We start from the raw sequence: 16,287 nt of genomic DNA on the forward strand, positions 1-16,287 counted from the left end.
GCCCGGCAAGCACCTCAACCTGTCGTAACTTCGTGACAATTTCCTCGGGCTTGTGTCGCTTGTTTCCCATCGTGAATCCTCCGTTTTCCTAAACATAGCGGCGGACCACTTCAGTGGGGGAGGATCAATGCACAACACGTCATAAGATGGATTAAGCCCTTGTTTTAAAGGGGATGCGAACGATTATCCTGAAGGTGATGGTGCCCCCCACGAGAGAAAGTTCGAACACTCTCTTTGAAGTTCTTCTTGACTGGGAGGACCAACTAAACGGCCTAAACTGGCCCTTGTAGAATGGTATCGTCCAGCGCCTCACATTCTCCGTGAGGCGCTGCCCCAACGTGGAAAATTGCCAGGATGGGCGGAAAGCTTCCGTTGGGCGTCGGGTTTGCAGTGTTTCGGGGCGTCCTCATCATTACCCTTTAATGTCTCAGATGTTCTCAAGAGGCGTCGAGCGACACGAGCAGAGGTCAATAGAAACTCCGAGCGCCCTTCACCGTTTTCCCTTTCGGCCGGCAAAAAAAGTGCCTTATGACAAGGCACCCACCATTCCGACAACTTTTGCTCATAAGCCCAAACTGAGAATGCGGACCGCGAAATTTCGCGACCCGAATTTTGAAAATTCTACCCAGTGCATTTTGCGATTGACCGCCTTATTCTCTTGCTTCCAGCGAGCAAACCCACCGGCGGGCGTTCGACAGATCGCGTAAAGCTCGACTGGCTGACATAAGACACCGATAGCAAACAGCCGCACGCCGCATCAGCTCCAAATCACGGTCGAAGATGACGTCTTCGTCGGTGTAGCATTCGAACGCTCGGTCACCATAGCCGGTTCTCGTCGCATTCATCTCAGCCCGAAGAATGTCGCCAATCTGATCAACTGTGAACAGATCTGATTTCCCCAGGATATCGCCGTTCTTCAGCTTCCCCAGAAGACTTCGGTAAGAGAGATCGAATGACGGCTTGATCGGAAGTTCCAGCAGTTCGATGGCCTTGGCGAAATCATGGCCTGTCACGAGGCAGTGATATGCCATTTCTTCGATTCTATCGCGGGACATAGGTGGTCTCCTTTTACTGCCCGTATTGGTGAACGCAGCAGGAGGCTGAGTTCTCAAGCGGTCGGCATTTGCTGCACCGACCGGAAACGCTGCCTCAGGCAGCAAGGAGGTAGTCAGAGAGCGGCTGTCCGGGGGCACAGTCGATAAGAGTCAGAAGATCGGTCAGAGCCTCTGTCAGGAGGCAAATCTCTTCGACGTATGGGGCACTTGGATCCAGATCCGCGAAGTATGCCGCTTCGATGCTGTTTTCGTCGTGCACGTAGTAGAGCGAAAGCAGTTTGTGTAGTTCGACGATGCCTCTCTGAAGACGGCGCGTCATCGCATTCGCACTGCGAATTTCATCCAGCAGGGATTGGGTGCGTTTCAACGCAAATTGTCCTGCCAGGACGAGCGATGCGCTCTGCAGTGCCTGATCGTGCTGGTAGGCAAAGTCCTGGACTTCACGAAGCGGGTTCAGTGAAAAAATGCACATGGTTGATCTCCTGTGCCATGCTTCCCAGAAGTTGGGCAGCTTCAAGAGAAACTCGATGCCAATGGGCTCCTTGGAGCGTCATTGTGTGGCTTCCGTAGAATAGATTGGCCATTTCCTCGAAACCAAAGCGAAATATAGAAATATTCTCATCACCCATGGCGCAAATCAACTCAAGCATGTAGGTGTGCGGGGAAAATCACCCTTATGCAAATAGCGCTTGAAAGCTCACCTATGTCTTTGGATTTACTCAAACTGCTAAGGTTCCTCGTTCCAGGCTTCCTCGTCGTAGCGGGGTGGGCGCTGTTGGGAAATTTCACGGGGGATTGGAAAGTTGACACCCCCCTGATCCCAGAAACACTTGGAAAAACTGCTCCAGCAATCATTGTCGCTGTTTTGTATTATGCCTTTCCAAGTTTTCGCCAATGGGCAAATCGTCGAAACCATGATGAAGTAAAAGCAAACATCACTGAAGGTCTGATTGACATTGGTGGCGGTGATGCGGGTTCAGTGAAGGCGGATTGGAAGAATATCAGACCAATCTTCTACCGCATCGTAAATTCAGACCAAAGCCTAATGACTCAGTCCAAAAGAGCAATGTTCAATGGCCTCCTTTGGACATCGGTGGCGGATCTAAAAGTGATTTCGATCGGATACGCAATAGTATCAACTATCTACCACTTCGCATTTGGCTCCCAGGGGGCGCTGATAGGTTTAGCGCTTTCAGTATTCATTGCAGTCGCAACCATTCCAATCTCAAGGTCACTGACGAAACAGCATAAAGAAATTGGAGATAAGCAGTTAGACATCATTCGAAAGTTTCACTCAAAAGAGCTAAGAGAATACTTCGAAGATGAATGAGGAAATACTGCCTGCGATTCAGCGCACTAAGCGAGCAATAGAAGAAAACCCAGACAAGAACTGGGTCATTGCATACTCGGGAGGCAAGGATTCCACGGCTACCCTGAAGGTGTTCCTGGCGGCGCTTAAGAAAGCAGACAGAAAGCCATCAGGAATTTCCCTAATTTATTGCGATACCGGCGTAGAAAACCCAGTCATAGACTCATATGTAAAGCGCACTCTGAAAAATATCCGCCGAGAGGCTGAAGACGCGAAGGTTCCACTTAGTGTGGATATTCTAAGCGCGCCCGTTCAGGATCGGTTCTTTGCCAAGGTCGTAGGTCGTGGCTACCCGACGCCTACCAACAGTTTTCGCTGGTGCACGAAAGCTCTACGAATAAATCCCGTTACTAAATATATGCGATCCTTCGGTTCCGATGACACCATCGTGGTCCTTGGCAGTCGGCGCGACGAGAGCCAGCAACGGAAACGGTCAATCCAAAAGAATGGCGACGATTATTGGCAGAAGCAAGGTGGATCTTCAGCAACGATCTATTTGCCAATACTGGACTTCTCAATTTCGGACGTTTGGGATGCCGTATTTTGCCTGGGAATGCCGACTTCGATAGACGCCCGTGAAATCGAAGACATCTATAGAGATGCCTCGGGAGAATGCCCTGTGCTAAAGTCCCCCAACTCTCCCCCCTGCGGCAGCGGGCGATTTGGATGCTGGACATGCACAGTGGTGCGCAAAGACCATTCAGCAACGAAAATGGTAGATGCGGGCCACTCTGAGTTACAACCTTTTTTGGAGTTCCGAAACTGGCTTGCCGAAGTCCGGAATGATGAAAAACGTCGCTGGCCAGTTCGACGCAATGGAGTTGAGAGGCCAGGGCCTTTCTCAATAGCCGCACGAGAAGAAATTCTCTTGGGCTTGTTTCACCTCGAACGGACGACTGGAACCGAGATCCTTGCCGAGGGGGAGCTTGAACACATCTTCATGCTCTGGGAGCGCGACTACGACATAGAACATGAGCTTGGGTTGAGGCCCAAAACTTGTCCTGTTTCCCAGCGGCGGAGAATTCAAAGCCAAAGGACCAAGTCGATACCTATTCCAATTTCAGCGTAAGTTCCTGGTGAACGGCATACATTGAGGTATTACTAACATATCACTCTTCCGCTACGCCGAGCTCTTCAGCTACTGACCGGAAGTGCCCCAAGGCAGCCTCCAAGTTTTCCACGATTTCTGCTGCCAAGACATCGGGAGTTGGAAGGGCTTCAATGTCTTCGAGGCTGTCATCTTTGAGCCAGAAGATATCCAAGTTGAGCTTGTCCCTTCCGACAAGCTCATCATAAGTAAATCGCTTAAAACGCTCAGTTTCCTTCCGCGCTTGGTAGCAACGAACAAAGTCATCCAAGTCTGAGCGAACCAGTAGCTTGGTTTTGAGTGTTTTATGGATATTTGTCCTGTAATCGTAGACCCAAAGCTCTTTTGTTTGCGCCTCCTTCGACGCAGGTCGCTTGTCAAAGAATAGGACGTTCGCCTTGACGCCAGGACTATACCAAATGCCGGTAGGAAGCCGCAGCAGTGTATGGAAGTTGAAACCTTCGAGCAGACGTTTCCGGATCCCTTCTCCAGCACGGCCAGCTTCGAAAAGCACGTTGTCGGGCAGCACAACTCCTGCACGCCCGTTGGCTTCCATCACCGTCATGATGTGCTGAAGGAAGTTGAACTGCTTGTTCGATGTCGTGAACTTGAAATCTTCACGCTCGTAATTCTCGCGCTCAGTCGAAACCTGTCCGTCTTCGCCCACCACCTTGTAGCTGGATTTCTTCCCAAAAGGTGGGTTGGTCAAAACCACATCAAAGCGTTTGCCGTTGTCACCAGATAGCGCGTCTCCCTGGTAGACAGGGCTCCCACCGTTGCCCACCCCGTGCAGATACAGGTTCATCGCACACAGTCGAACGACTTCGTCCACGATGTCGACGCCGGTGAAAGACGTATGTCGCAGGTCACGCAATCTATCGCGATCTTGCGTTTGGCCTTTCATGTGATCGTAGGCAGAGAGCAAAAAACCACCCGTTCCGCAGGCTGGATCACAGACGGTCTCGCCAATTTTCGGGGCGACGCATTCGACAACTGCATCAATTACTGGACGCGGCGTGAAGTATTGACCAGCTCCAGAACGCACTTCTGAGGCATTCTTTTCAAGCAAGCCCTCATAGATTTGCCCCTTCACATCGACGCCAATGCCGATCCAGGGACCTTCCTTGTCGATCAGGCTGACGACGCGGGTGAGCTTCGCGGGGTCTGACAGTTTGTTCTGAGCCTTGCGGAAGATCGTGCCAATCAACCCACCTTCTTTGGCCAACGCTTCGAGCGTATGGCGATAGTGGAGCTCCAACTCGTCACCGGTCTTGCCGGACAGCTGGGACCACTGCCAGTCAGTTGGAATTGCAGAGGGTTCACCAAGCAAGTCCACGCGTTCCTGGTCCATCTTCAGAAACAAAAGATATGTGATCTGTTCGATGTAGTCGCCATAGGACACGCCCTGGTCCCGCAAGACATGAGCATAGTTCCAAACCTTGGAGACAAGCTGTTCATTGGTCATCAGGATGCCTCGTAGGATTTAAGGATAAGGTCTTTTGCACGTTCAAAGTTCTCGTGGGTCTTCAGTGTCACTTCCAAATCTCCAGTGCCGAAGTGACCAACGTTGCGAACGTCACGCGTGAACCCTTCTTCCAACTGGACACTATCGGGGTTCACTTTCAGATACAGCTTGATGGTATTGATCGACGGCTTGATCTCAACGCACGCGAAATTCTTGATGCGCTTAAAGGCAAAGTAAAACCTCAACGCCTTTTTAACGACGTCGTCGCCCAACGAGATCATGAACGCTTCAATGTCGGCATAGAGGTTTGCCAAGTCTTCACTGGCATCAGCCAAGCTTTCTGAGTTCGTCTTGTATTTGTTAGCCTTTCCTGACGACGAAACGACCGTCGTCGGCGCGGTCGATACCGACGTCAACAGATCAAGCAGCAGAAGGTCATGACTGAAGGCCCGATAGCGGATCAGCTCGATATTTCGGCTCATCTGCTTGACTGCGTGTGTGTCGTATTTGGTGAAATCGGAAGCGATGCAGATCAAGCGGGGGGCGCTCCATTCGATTGCCTGCGCGGTATCCTTGCCAAATTTGTCACGCACCAGGATTTCAAAGTCCCCACGATGGTCCATGAGCCAATCAAGGTAGAAAAGCCCCTGGTTAATCACGTTCTCTGAGCGGTCACGTTTATATTCGATGATGACCGGATAGCCGTTCTCATCAATGCCCAGCGTGTCCATCCGGCCGCCATTTGTTGTGGAGTATTCCGACGCCAGGAAACGCACGCCAAGCAAGGTCTCCAGATTGTGCTCGAAAAGGGTCTGAAGAGCCTTCTCCAACGGAATTTCGGGCGTGGAAAGCTGTTCAAGCGTATCGCCTGATTGCCGGAACAATTTGATATCACTCATGGAACAGTCTCGTCTTCGGGCATTCAGTGCTTGAATTATTGGCTTTAGTGCTCATCCCTCAGTTCCCTTGCAGAGGGTTGATCAGGAGTGCCCAGAAATACTCGGCGGCACCTTCATGGCTCATTGCCTTGTCAACGTTGCCTTGAGCCATGAAAGGCATGCCCATGGGGCGCAGAAATAGCTTTTGATCATCCTTTTCGACACCGAGACTTTCGTTGAAGGTGCCCGCGCCAGCGTCATCACCAGCCGCATAGGTAATCCCGGTGCCGACCGCCCCGTTCAGACGGACAGTGCAGGACGCGGCCTTATCGCCATTCTGGTAAATCGTTGCGGTAAAGCAGTTTCCGTCAATCCGCCGATGACGCACCTGGATGCCTCGATTGCGGGCCTCAAGCTCCTGCAGCGAGCCTTGGAAGAACCGATCCATGAACTCAAAGGCATCAAGCAGGAAGCCATCCTCATCTGCCTTGGTGAACTCCTTGCGAAGGCGCATATTCGAAGACCGTGGCAATTCTACCTCGGCAGCGGGCTCCGCCGCTTCAATGAAGTCGTGCTTTTCCTTCGCCTCAGCGCCAACGCCCAACTCTTCGATGGTGCGCCGAATAGATGTCGTGACGTCGAGGAACGCCTCATCCCGATCGGCCCACCGTGTGACAGGGGTGCCATCTGTAGGTGTAACCAGGTATTGGGCCAGATCGGTATGGTGCCAATCACACGGGCGCAGGATAACGGAGATAAGCCGTGCAGTGCCTTCGCGGTGCCGTTCCAGGGCACGTCCCTTTTCGATCTTGTAGCAATAGTCAGAGGCCAGGAAATCCGGGCTGACAAGCAGCAGGATGACGTCGGCCTCATCCAGCTCTTTGCTGATGGTCCAATCCAGATGATCGCCAGCCAGGAGCCTGCGGTCATGCCAGACTTCAATCAATCCCTGACGTTTCAGCATCGAAAGCTGCACTTCGAGCTGATCCCGAAGATCTTCGTCCTTGTGGGAATAGGAGATGAATACCCGAGCGCCCATGTTACTTTCTCTTCTTCTTAGATTGTTGAATGCGCTCCAGCAGCGCTGAGGCGGGTTCGTCATCTGGATCCTGGGGGACAAGATGGCCTGAGAAAGCATCCTTCAGGATCGACTGGCGGAGAGCCGCAGAGCGTTTCAGTTCTGCTTCGCAAAGCTGCTCCAGTTTCTTCAAATTCGTGATCTCATCGTCGAGCAACCTTGCAAGCTCAGCCTGCTCTTCAGTGCTTGGCAAAGGGATCGGCAAGCCACTGATCGCTGTCAAGCTGATCGAAGCCAAATTCACAGACTGCTTACCCTTGTCCATGAAGAACCCCTGGCCAAAGCCATTCGCGTAGAGAGATATGAATTCAGACGAAAGTTCCTTGAGAACTGGGCGTGCTCGGAACACATGGTTTTGGTGGATGCAGCGATCTATTTCGGAGCGCCAAACCCAGCCTCGACCAAGCTTGTCGAGATCGCCACCTTCGTTCAGGAGAATGTCTCCATCATCGAGAAGGCACTGCTCTGCTTTCTCACGATCGACAGTAATTTCCTTGATCTCACCAAGGTCCAAAAAACCGTTCTGGACATTCGCCACCCGAAGATACGGTAAAGTGACAGGATCTTTCGGTTCTCTTTTCTTATCCACTGTCACGCCACCTTTGATGACGTTGAGTTGTGAAAGACTTGCCCACACCCACCCCTCGGGCAGGTCCGGCAGGTCAGTAGTGTCAGGCTCGACAGGGGTTTTGTATTTGCCGCGGCCTTGCCAGTTTTCTTCGCGGGTTTTGAGAATGCGCGCCAGAAGGTCGGTGCCGCTTTCAAGCTCTCCTTCGCGCTCAGCCCTCCAGTCGGCAGTGAGCTCGCCAGTAACGGCGGATTTGAGGATGGATTGGCGGTAGCGTTTCAGGAGCTTCTGCACCTCGCGCACCGCCTCTTCCCCCTTATCCAGGCGCGCAAACAGCATCTCGACCTTCTCAACGATCTGCTGCTGTTCCCTTAGGGGAGGTAACGGTAGTTCAATTCGAGCGATATTTTTTTGCGAAATATTCCGCATGGACATCTGCGCGCCAGTTGCAAAACTTTCAATTTGGTCGCGCCCGCTTCGAGAGTTGAGATACCGGTTTACCCAGTTCTGGATCGGCACCGCCAAACGAAGGCGAAGAACCTTATCGCTCAGCTGCAGATTCCGCGTGAGCGATCCAACGATGACGGCCGCCCCTACCAACTCAATTGTGTTGGCCCTGCTCATCAGAAGATCCCCAGTCTCGATCCGCAAAGCGGGACTTACCTGCTCGGGATTTCCGATCGTTTTGCTCTCGTCGTCCTTGAAATTACCCCAAGTCACGGCACTAATTTTGACGATCCCAACTTCTCCCTCGTTGGGTGGGCGCTCTTCGCAGCGAAAGTTCTTTCCTGCTTCGATCCTCTCAAGAAGATCACCTAAGCTGACGGTGGTCCATCCTTCAGGCAAGTCTCCCGTCACGCGACCAGCGCCCCTTGCAGTTCATCCAGCATGTTATTCAACCCGTCCCCGAACAACGCCCGTGCCTTCAGAATACCGCCCTTGTCCGACAGGCTCGGCACTTCCATGAAATCGCGTGGCGTGATTTCTGCATTGGCGGCGATGAATTCTGCGATCAGCCGCAGCCAGTCCATCTGTTCCGCCGTATAATCTCTCCCTGCCTTTTTCTCACGTCCGATCCAAAGATTGAAGCGTTGTTTGACGCTGTCGCCATATGGGGTGAGTTCCTTGTCATACCCCAGGGCAAAGCGGACGAGTGCCACAACCTCTGTCAACTGCTTATCCACCGGAGCCCCTTTGACCACAGCTGCGTTCACCCGCTTGTAGGCCTGCCAGACATCAGCGGTCTGTAGATAGCGTGGCGGATCCTTCATCTTCTGCGTCAGTTCTTTGATCTGCGCATAAGTCAGGCGGCGCTTGCCCGCAGGCTGATTGTAGAGGATCTGCAGCGCAGTGATTTCATCCTTGTTCTCATCCAGGAACGTTTTGAATGAGCTGATCCGCTCCTCAGCGTGTTTGACGTCAAATTTAGCCGTGCGCAGTTCGTCGGTTGTGACCTCGTCGATGATCATTTCCGTCTTCTGCTTGATATCCTTGATCAGATTACGAACCTTGGGATTATCAAAGGGGGCGCAGGCGGCATCGGTGAGGTCCTCGATCACCTGAGCTTCCTGTTCCGGGGTAGGTGCATGGCCGTGCTTGGTCTGGATGACTTCTGCCTGCTTGTCCGGGTCGATGGCATCAAGCAGCGCGTTGGACAGGTCTCGTGGTGTCTTACCACCGGTCATATCAGCGATACGTTTTCTATCCTCATCCTCCAGCTTGCGATCCAGGACCGCAAGACGCGCAGCCAGGGAAGAAAGAGCATCCTCGTCCCGCCGACCTTGAGCGATCTGGTCGATCAGCTTGTCAAAGCTGACGGATTTCTTGCGCTCCAGCGGCTGGCTGGCATTCTTCTTGGTCTCGGTCACGCCGACGGCGTCGATCAGGATAAAACGGGTTTTGGTCTGGGCATCCGGTGTGACCTGTTTCAGGTCAGCATCCGGGATGGTGCGCACACCACGACCCTTCATCTGCTCGTAGTAACCCTCTGACTTCACGTCCCGCATGAAGATCAAAACCTCGACAGGTTTGATATCCGTGCCGGTAGCGATCATGTCGACGGTAACCGCAATGCGCGGGAATGGATCCACACGGAACGCTTTGATCATCGCTTTAGGGTCTTCGCCCGTATTGCGGTAGGTGATCTTCTTGGCAAAGTCGTTGCCCTCACCAAAGACCTCACGCGCGATATGCACGATCTCCTCTGCGTGGTTGTCATCTTTGGCGAAGATCAGCGTCTTTGGCAGCCATTCGCCAGTGCGATCAGGGAAAAGTTCGTTGAAAACACGATCCTTGTAGGTCTGTAGCACAGTGCGGATTTGGTTTGGAGCTACGACAGAGCGGTCGAGTTCCTTGGCTGTGTATTCGAGATCGGCATCCAGCTCGCGATACCTGACTGCGCGTGTGCGTTTGTCACGCACGGGCACTTGGAAGGCACTGTCCTGCACCTCCACCTTGCTGCCTTCTTCAGTCACCTTGGTGCGGATCGAATAGATTTCGTAACCAACGTTCACCCCGTCCGCCACGGAACGCTCATAGGGATATTCCGCAACAAGGTTCTGATTGAAAAATCCAAGCGTATGCTTTGATGGTGTTGCCGTTAGGCCAATGATCGAAGCGTCAAAATACTCTAACACCTGCCGCCATAGGCCATAGATAGAGCGGTGGCATTCATCAGTGACGATGAAGTCGAACATCTCAATCGGGATCTGAGGGTTGTATTCGATCGGGGGGATTTCCCCCTCTTCCTGTTCCCAAGTCTCGAAGGCGGATGTTTCTTCCTGCTCGCCCTCGACTTCCTCCCCCCGAAGCATCGAATAAAGGCGCTGGATGGTAGTGATGACGACCTTCGCATCGGGGTCGATCCGATGAGAGTGGAGGTGCTGCACAATGTATGTGTCTGTGAACCTGTTTGCTGCACCTGGTGGCTGATAATTTTGAAACTCTTTGAGAGTTTGGTCGCCGAGATTGTTTCGATCAACCAGAAACAGAATCCGCTTTGCTTTTGCGTGCTTGATCAGACGGTAGCTGAAGGAACATGCGGTAAAGGTCTTTCCAGCGCCGGTGGCAAGTTGAATCAGCGACCGAGGGCGGTCTTCTGCGAGGGATTTTTCCAAGCCTTGGATCGCGTCAATCTGGCAGTCTCGAAGACCGGACGAATCAAGCGGGGGCAGCGTCTGCAAACGGCCCCTCAAAGTGCCACCATCCTTCACCCATTCGAGAAGCGTCTCGGGTTTGTGGAAGGAAAAAACGCGGCGCGAACGGGGCTTGGGATCCCTCAAAAATCGGAAAAAAGTCTCGTCACTCGTGCTTTCGTAATCGAAGACAAGAATGCTGTCCCATTTGGCCAAGTGCTCGGGAAGCGCAGCCATGTATTTTTCCGACTGCTCCGCTACTCCGCTCAAGGTTACGCCGGCTTTTTTCGCCTCGATCACACCAGCCGCCTTGCCACCGATGAACAGTAAGTAGTCGCAAGGCCCTGACTTCAATTGAAATTCCCGAACAGCCACGCCAAGGGCTGCGTTGCGATTGAAGTCCTGACCATCCTGGATCTCCCATCCAGCAAGGTTCAAAGCCTCGTCTATTTTTTTCCGCGCGATTTCTTCGGGGGTGGGCATAATTACCTCGGAAAAAAGAACAATTTTTTCCAACCTACCGATTGTCAGCACAACCTCAAGTAAAACTGGACCATGTGCAGGCTGAAAATCTGGGAGTTGAATTCTGAGCCGGAAAGCTTGATTATTCCGGCGTCGAACTTCAGCTGCTAACCCCGATGCGATTGGCATCGTCGACTGCAAGTCAGGGAAGCTCCTCGAACGAAGAGCTGCAGAGCCGGGCACTGGAGTGAAAGAATAGCGCGAGGCGCGCTTTCGGCGGAACCGTATCCAAATTCGCGTATTTGGCCCTGATGGCCAACTTACGGCACTTGCTTGGAGCGGCTCTCACGAAGGTGCCATGAATGCAGATACCATTGCCTCCAGCAAAAATTCACTGCCCCCCGTTCAGTTGCCACATAACACCCGAAGAAGTTCGAGGTCGGGCTTTGGTTTCCGGAAAACTGGCCAATCTTTTGTTCACAGGGTGCTCAGGAAGGCCAGAAACGCGCTCCAACATCGTTGTCTTGTCAGGTGCCAAGTGGTGGCACCCAAAGGTTGATGGCTGACGGCCATCAATAAAGGAGATGGCGATGAGTAAGCTCTTAGATACGGCAGAATTCCACGTTTCGGGCACAGTAAGCAATCCAAGCCAAGCCCCAACAGTAGCGCTCGATATCGAACGTTATCAGCATTTTCTCGAAGCTCCTGGACTGTCGGATCAGCAAAAGGAAGAGCTGCTCAAAACGCTTTGGTCAATGATCTTCTGCTTGGTCGAACTCGGCTTCACAGTCTGCCCCCACCAAAAGTCTAACTGAAATGAAAAAGGAACAAGCACATATGAACACATCGCAAGACACCTACGCGCTAATTTACGCGCGAACTGCCTTTTACCAAGGCCTATCGGAAAACACCGCGCTTCATCGTCAAATAAACTCTGGCCTCGCATACGCATTTCAAAACAGATGGCTGGTTAAGAACGTCTATCTCGACAAGGGTTCAGGCCTTTCTGACGACCATCCGGGGATGAGGCGGCTATTGAGCGACATTCAGACAGAGCAAGGCAAAACGGTGCATTTGGTCACCGAAGACTCCTCGCGCTTTTCGCGAGATGGCGAGCACTACCGCAATCTCAGAAAAAAAATCAAAGACGCTGGTGTGACAGTCCATTTCTACGACTGCGGAGGCGAGCAGCCAGCTTGTATGGACCTTCAAACTAAGAAAATTGTCTTGGCCCTCCAGAGTGCAAACAAGCGCAAAGCAACCCCGATCCGCCGCCGCAACATTGAAAAGGAAATCAAATGAAGCAAGGACATAACAACTCTCAGAACGTCGCAATTTATGCTCGCGTTTCCCACGTGAAGCAGGTGGCAGAGGGGCATGGTCTCGAAAGTCAAATAACACGATGCCGCGAGTTTGCAGAGCAGCAGGGTTACAATGTTGCGGCGGTTTTCACCGATGAAATAACAGGGCGCGTTGAAAAGCGGCCTGGCATGAAAGCAATGACGAGCTTTCTAAAGAAGAAAGCAAACAACACCCATATTGTGATTATTGATGATATCTCCCGCCTCGCTCGAAATGTTCAGACCCATTGGAAGATACGTGACCAGATTGCGGCCGTTGGCGCAAACATTGAGAGCCCCAACTTTGAATTTTGAGAAAGCTCTGGCCCTTGTTTGATCGAGAACATGATGGCGGCTGTTTCACAACACCACAGCCAAAGAAATGGCGAAACATCCTTCGACCGGATGAGAGCCCGCCTTTTGGGCGGATATTGGGTATTTCGAGCTCCGATCGGTTACAAATACGAAGATACCATGGGCCATGGTTTGCTACTGGTAAGGGATGAGCCCATCGCTTCTATTCTCAAAGAAGGATTGGAGGGCTTTTCCTCGGGAAGGTTTGCAAACCAGGCTGAATTGGCCCGCTTCTTCGAAAGCAAACCAGTCTTCATGGCCGCCTTATCTGCAGACTTTGTGCGGATCCAAAAGGTAAAAGACCTTCTCACGCGCCCCATTTATGCGGGCTACATTAGTTACATGAAAAGTAGAGAGGGGCGAGTATGGAACGTGCCGTTCCGCGAAGGAAAACATGAACCCATCATTGACCTCGAAACCTTCGAAAAAAACCAAGCACGCCTGTCCGCGAAACCCAAAGCTACCCTTCGTCGGGACACCAGCGAAGACTTCCCATTGAGGGGCTCGGTCCTGTGCGACAGTTGCGGACGACCCCTAACTGGTTGCTGGTCTCAGGGGCGGAAAAAGAGTTACCCCTACTACCTCTGTCAGAAACGCGGCTGCGAAAACAAAGGCAAATCCATCCCTAAGCAGGTAATAGAAGATCAATTCGTTGCGCTCCTCAAAAAACTCGAGCCCTCAAAGGAGCTATTGACTGCGGCCGAAGCTATGTTCAACGACATCTGGGAGGCTAAGCGAAAATCAGTAAAGACTGACCAAAGCGCCTATCAAAGGCAGATTAAACAGGTTGAAAAGAAGATTGATGACTTCATTGAGATGATTGCCAACGCGACCAATCCCACGGCTGCTGGTCTATACGAAAAAAAGATTGAGGATCTGCTGCGCACAAAGGAAGTGTTAGCTCAAAAATCTGCCAACCTGGGTGAATCTCAGCCAGCCTTTAAGGATGTGTTCGAACCATCAATCAGATTCCTCGGAAGTCCCTATAAAATATGGAAAAATTCAGATTTCATCTGGAAGTGAGCGGTTCTTCGACTGGCATTTTCAGAGCCTCTCAAATACTGCAAAAAAGAGGGGTATCGAACACCAAAAACGGCCTTACCTTTCAAAGTGTTGGAAGGCTTCGGCAGCGAAAAAAGTGAAATGGTGCCCCCACACGGACTCGAACCGCGGACCTACTGATTACAAATCAGTTGCTCTACCAGCTGAGCTATAGGGGCAATCGTTATTTTTCAACAACTTACGCCTTCAGCCGAACTGACCGTTTTACAGACGCAGGCACCTTTTACACTCATGCAAAATTTCTGCAAGCCCCGTTTCTGTACAAAATGGATTTTTTTCTATGCCGATTTGGCAACGTCCCAAAACGCGGAATCCTCAGAGATTTTTGCCTGCCATGTGAACAAATACACGCACCCCATGGGCAGAGTTCTAGGCTTGCGCTTGCAATTATGGAGAGTATCCTACTCTAACAAATTGGCCACATTCGCCGTTTTAGCCAAAGAAACCATATAGTTGTGAGGGCATCTCATTGAAAAAACTTGAAAACACATGGGGCAACAGTAATCAGTGCGCGATGGTCAAAACTTTTGCGGAGGCTGTGCTGGAACTCACTGACAAACTCTCGTTTGAAAGCTATCGGCACAAGTCGCTCTCTCTGTCAGCGAAAGCACGAGAACTTGGCGCAAACCTTTCAGAAGTGAGCAAGAAGATCGTTTCAAAACCGGCATTAGAGCCGATGATTGATGAGTTTAATTCTTCAGTTTCCGTGGATCGGGTTGTTAAGCGGATTATTTTCGAACAAAAAATTCCTCCGTCAGCCATCGACGTTAAGAAGACCGACACACTCGAAAGCATTCAAGCCGCGCTAGGAATTTTCTCGCGATTGATTACGCCAAAATATCAAAAAACCGCAGAAAGAATGATTTTGGAGCTGTGCAGTAGCGAGGCTCGCGAAAAATCTGCCATTAAAGACTGCGCCAACCTCTACGTTACTCATCTTCTTGGCAACGGCAGTTCTAGAGAGCACGTGCATCTATCGGCCATTCGAGCATTTACTATCGCAAAAATTGATACTGCCCCCATCGAACACGTTTCGAATTTCTTTGCTGAGGCGACTCCCAGGCGGAGGAATTTTGAGATTTTGATCCGGTGCAACAAAAAAACAAGCGAATACTGGTCAAACACTCTTGAGGCGCCACGTTTCGAAAAGGCTGCAGAGTTGCCGAATTACTTCCAGTACTGCTTGCCAGATTCGATAAAAAACACAAAGTCGAGCTATATTATCCTCCCAAAGGTATATGGACTGGATCCATTCAGCGCGGCAAAATCAGCCAAAATAATCAATGATATTTTGAACTCATTCTTGGTCGTTTTCCCTGATGGAAACAAGAGAAGCCAAATCAAATTCGTTCACGTTCACGACGCCGAGACAGGCGGTGTCTATCGTGTTTCTTTGAAAGACTTCGTTAACGAGGGTCACCCAACTCGGAACAGAAGCGACCATCAGAAACTGGTGGAAAAGATGATGAATTTTACTTTCGCAGGTGGCCGTAGAAAAGATCCAGGGCTCCAAAGCAAATTGTTCGGCGCGCTACAAGCGGCATCTGCTGCCTCAAACACAGTAGAGGTAGATGCTCGCCTTTTGTCGGTTTGGTCTGCACTTGAAGCAATTCTTCCAAGCCCGATGAAAGACGGCGAAAAGTCTGTCCACATCACTCATTTCGCAAAATACGTGGCACCCTTGGCGACCAGTCAATACATTTACGAGACGTATAAGAGTTTCTATAACGACCTTTCACGAAATTATATGTCCACCTTCTACACATTTATCGATAGGAACGGTGAAGGAGATGGGAAGTTCGATAAATTCTTGAGCATCTTCCACGCGGAGCCTGAAATAAAGTCCGAATTCACTTCGATCTTTGAAGATAGCGAACTTCTCTTGGAACGAGCCGGGGAATTAGATCGTATTGCAAATTCTACGTCCGCGCTTAGGAGCAAGATTGAAAAGCACGAACAGCGCGTTTCATGGCAAATCTACAGAATTTATAGAACGAGAAACAACATCGTACATAAGGCAACATCGGACATCTCCACGCCATATTTGACCGAGAATGCGTACAGCTATTTCAAGGCTCTGATTTCGATGCTGGTAACCACCTGCGAAAAATTTGACATCCTTGAAATCAATCCGTTGTTTGATCTCTGCATGGCGCTTTGCAAAGAACACAAATCAAAACTCGGGGATTTCACAGAGAACCAATCAAGAGAGGCCCTTTCCTTTGCAGTTGCAGGCGCTCTAGCATGATCATTCAGCTTCTTCGAGCTAGCAGTTTTTGCCCCATGTCAAAACCACAATGGTGGTAAAACACGAAATTTCGCGGAAACAACTTAAAGCCGCGGCCGAAATATCAAAAGAGATGGACGTTGAAATTGAAATGCGCCCCGACGGCGCAATCATCATACGACCACACACTCCAATCGAAGTCCGAACT

Annotated in this window: 15 protein-coding genes and 1 tRNA gene; 7 read left to right on the top strand and 9 right to left on the bottom strand. The window is 51.1% G+C overall.

Annotated elements, in window-relative coordinates; translation table 11 throughout:
- Nucleotides 1-650: 650 nt before the first annotated feature.
- The 3 genes from J7400_RS10910 to J7400_RS10920 form a co-directional block, all read right to left on the bottom strand.
- Nucleotides 651-1,055 (bottom strand): hypothetical protein, encoded by a 405-nt coding sequence (locus tag J7400_RS10910; RefSeq protein ID WP_209063065.1) that lies wholly within the window; start codon nucleotides 1,053-1,055, stop codon nucleotides 651-653.
- A 94-nt stretch (nucleotides 1,056-1,149) separates the two neighbouring features.
- Nucleotides 1,150-1,527 (bottom strand): hypothetical protein, encoded by a 378-nt coding sequence (locus J7400_RS10915; RefSeq protein ID WP_209063067.1) that lies wholly within the window; start codon nucleotides 1,525-1,527, stop codon nucleotides 1,150-1,152.
- On the bottom strand, nucleotides 1,496-1,705 hold the full coding sequence (locus J7400_RS10920; RefSeq protein ID WP_209063070.1) for a hypothetical protein: 210 nt from the start codon (nucleotides 1,703-1,705) through the stop codon (nucleotides 1,496-1,498). Before J7400_RS10920 ends, J7400_RS10915 begins: the two co-directional genes overlap by 32 nt.
- Before the next feature lie 26 nt (nucleotides 1,706-1,731).
- Between J7400_RS10920 and J7400_RS10925 the strand changes: the two genes are divergently transcribed.
- Nucleotides 1,732-2,385, top strand: a complete 654-nt coding sequence (locus tag J7400_RS10925) for a hypothetical protein (RefSeq protein ID WP_209063072.1) — start codon at nucleotides 1,732-1,734, stop codon at nucleotides 2,383-2,385.
- Nucleotides 2,378-3,493 carry a phosphoadenosine phosphosulfate reductase family protein gene (locus J7400_RS10930; protein ID WP_209063074.1) on the top strand — a complete coding sequence of 372 codons (1,116 nt, stop codon included), beginning with the start codon at nucleotides 2,378-2,380 and terminating at the stop codon, nucleotides 3,491-3,493. The genes J7400_RS10925 and J7400_RS10930 overlap by 8 nt, the downstream gene beginning before the upstream one ends.
- 40 nt (nucleotides 3,494-3,533) lie before the next feature.
- On the opposite strand, the gene J7400_RS10935 is transcribed toward J7400_RS10930, so the two are convergent.
- Genes J7400_RS10935 through J7400_RS10955 form a run of 5 tightly spaced genes read right to left on the bottom strand, consistent with a single transcriptional unit; the run spans nucleotide 3,534 to nucleotide 11,297 of the window.
- Complete coding sequence (locus tag J7400_RS10935) at nucleotides 3,534-4,976, bottom strand: class I SAM-dependent DNA methyltransferase (protein WP_209063075.1); 1,443 nt, start codon at nucleotides 4,974-4,976, stop codon at nucleotides 3,534-3,536.
- The gene (locus tag J7400_RS10940) at nucleotides 4,976-5,875 is read right to left on the bottom strand and encodes a DUF5655 domain-containing protein (RefSeq protein WP_209063077.1); all 900 of its coding nucleotides are present in this window, start codon (nucleotides 5,873-5,875) and stop codon (nucleotides 4,976-4,978) included. Before J7400_RS10940 ends, J7400_RS10935 begins: the two co-directional genes overlap by 1 nt.
- 58 nt (nucleotides 5,876-5,933) lie before the next feature.
- Complete coding sequence (locus tag J7400_RS10945) at nucleotides 5,934-6,893, bottom strand: toll/interleukin-1 receptor domain-containing protein (RefSeq protein WP_209063079.1); 960 nt, start codon at nucleotides 6,891-6,893, stop codon at nucleotides 5,934-5,936.
- A 1-nt stretch (nucleotide 6,894) separates the two neighbouring features.
- Nucleotides 6,895-8,358 (bottom strand): restriction endonuclease subunit S, encoded by a 1,464-nt coding sequence (locus J7400_RS10950; protein ID WP_209063081.1) that lies wholly within the window; start codon nucleotides 8,356-8,358, stop codon nucleotides 6,895-6,897.
- Nucleotides 8,355-11,297, bottom strand: coding sequence for a DEAD/DEAH box helicase family protein (locus J7400_RS10955; RefSeq protein WP_209063083.1), 2,943 nt, complete (start codon nucleotides 11,295-11,297; stop codon nucleotides 8,355-8,357). Before J7400_RS10955 ends, J7400_RS10950 begins: the two co-directional genes overlap by 4 nt.
- A gap of 389 nt (nucleotides 11,298-11,686) precedes the next feature.
- Here J7400_RS10955 and J7400_RS10960 point away from each other — a divergent pair, with 389 nt between their 5' ends.
- Genes J7400_RS10960 through J7400_RS10975 form a run of 4 tightly spaced genes read left to right on the top strand, consistent with a single transcriptional unit; the run spans nucleotide 11,687 to nucleotide 13,813 of the window.
- A complete protein-coding gene (locus J7400_RS10960) occupies nucleotides 11,687-11,911 on the top strand; it encodes a hypothetical protein (protein ID WP_209063086.1) in 225 nt (74 codons plus the stop codon).
- Between the two features lies 1 nt (nucleotide 11,912).
- A complete protein-coding gene (locus J7400_RS10965; RefSeq protein ID WP_209063088.1) occupies nucleotides 11,913-12,398 on the top strand; it encodes a recombinase family protein in 486 nt (161 codons plus the stop codon).
- Entirely contained in the window at nucleotides 12,395-12,751 is a 357-nt protein-coding gene (locus J7400_RS10970; protein WP_209063090.1) for a recombinase family protein, read from the top strand. The genes J7400_RS10965 and J7400_RS10970 overlap by 4 nt, the downstream gene beginning before the upstream one ends.
- 30 nt (nucleotides 12,752-12,781) lie before the next feature.
- Complete coding sequence (locus J7400_RS10975; protein ID WP_209063092.1) at nucleotides 12,782-13,813, top strand: recombinase zinc beta ribbon domain-containing protein; 1,032 nt, start codon at nucleotides 12,782-12,784, stop codon at nucleotides 13,811-13,813.
- 121 nt (nucleotides 13,814-13,934) lie between these two features.
- Here J7400_RS10975 and J7400_RS10980 read toward each other — a convergent pair.
- Nucleotides 13,935-14,010: transfer RNA gene (locus J7400_RS10980), tRNA-Thr, on the bottom strand.
- 311 nt (nucleotides 14,011-14,321) lie between these two features.
- Between J7400_RS10980 and J7400_RS10985 the strand changes: the two genes are divergently transcribed.
- On the top strand, nucleotides 14,322-16,100 hold the full coding sequence (locus tag J7400_RS10985) for a hypothetical protein (protein WP_209063093.1): 1,779 nt from the start codon (nucleotides 14,322-14,324) through the stop codon (nucleotides 16,098-16,100).
- The last annotated feature ends 187 nt before the right edge of the window (nucleotides 16,101-16,287 follow it).

The sequence above is a fragment of the Shimia sp. R9_2 genome (assembly GCF_017743735.1).
GTDB lineage: Bacteria > Pseudomonadota > Alphaproteobacteria > Rhodobacterales > Rhodobacteraceae > Shimia.

Excerpts from the sequence above, each read along its gene's own strand:
- J7400_RS10910 (WP_209063065.1), bottom strand. The coding sequence starts at position 1,055 with ATGTCCCGCGATAGAATCGAAGAAATGGCATATCACTGCCTCGTGACA.
- J7400_RS10915 (WP_209063067.1), bottom strand. The coding sequence starts at position 1,527 with ATGTGCATTTTTTCACTGAACCCGCTTCGTGAAGTCCAGGACTTTGCC.
- J7400_RS10945 (WP_209063079.1), bottom strand. The coding sequence starts at position 6,893 with ATGGGCGCTCGGGTATTCATCTCCTATTCCCACAAGGACGAAGATCTT.
- J7400_RS10930 (WP_209063074.1), top strand. The coding sequence starts at position 2,378 with ATGAATGAGGAAATACTGCCTGCGATTCAGCGCACTAAGCGAGCAATA.
- J7400_RS10940 (WP_209063077.1), bottom strand. The coding sequence starts at position 5,875 with ATGAGTGATATCAAATTGTTCCGGCAATCAGGCGATACGCTTGAACAG.
- J7400_RS10920 (WP_209063070.1), bottom strand. The coding sequence starts at position 1,705 with ATGCTTGAGTTGATTTGCGCCATGGGTGATGAGAATATTTCTATATTT.
- J7400_RS10965 (WP_209063088.1), top strand. The coding sequence starts at position 11,913 with ATGAAAAAGGAACAAGCACATATGAACACATCGCAAGACACCTACGCG.
- J7400_RS10960 (WP_209063086.1), top strand. The coding sequence starts at position 11,687 with ATGAGTAAGCTCTTAGATACGGCAGAATTCCACGTTTCGGGCACAGTA.
- J7400_RS10935 (WP_209063075.1), bottom strand. The coding sequence starts at position 4,976 with ATGACCAATGAACAGCTTGTCTCCAAGGTTTGGAACTATGCTCATGTC.
- J7400_RS10925 (WP_209063072.1), top strand. The coding sequence starts at position 1,732 with ATGCAAATAGCGCTTGAAAGCTCACCTATGTCTTTGGATTTACTCAAA.
- J7400_RS10970 (WP_209063090.1), top strand. The coding sequence starts at position 12,395 with ATGAAGCAAGGACATAACAACTCTCAGAACGTCGCAATTTATGCTCGC.
- J7400_RS10975 (WP_209063092.1), top strand. The coding sequence starts at position 12,782 with ATGATGGCGGCTGTTTCACAACACCACAGCCAAAGAAATGGCGAAACA.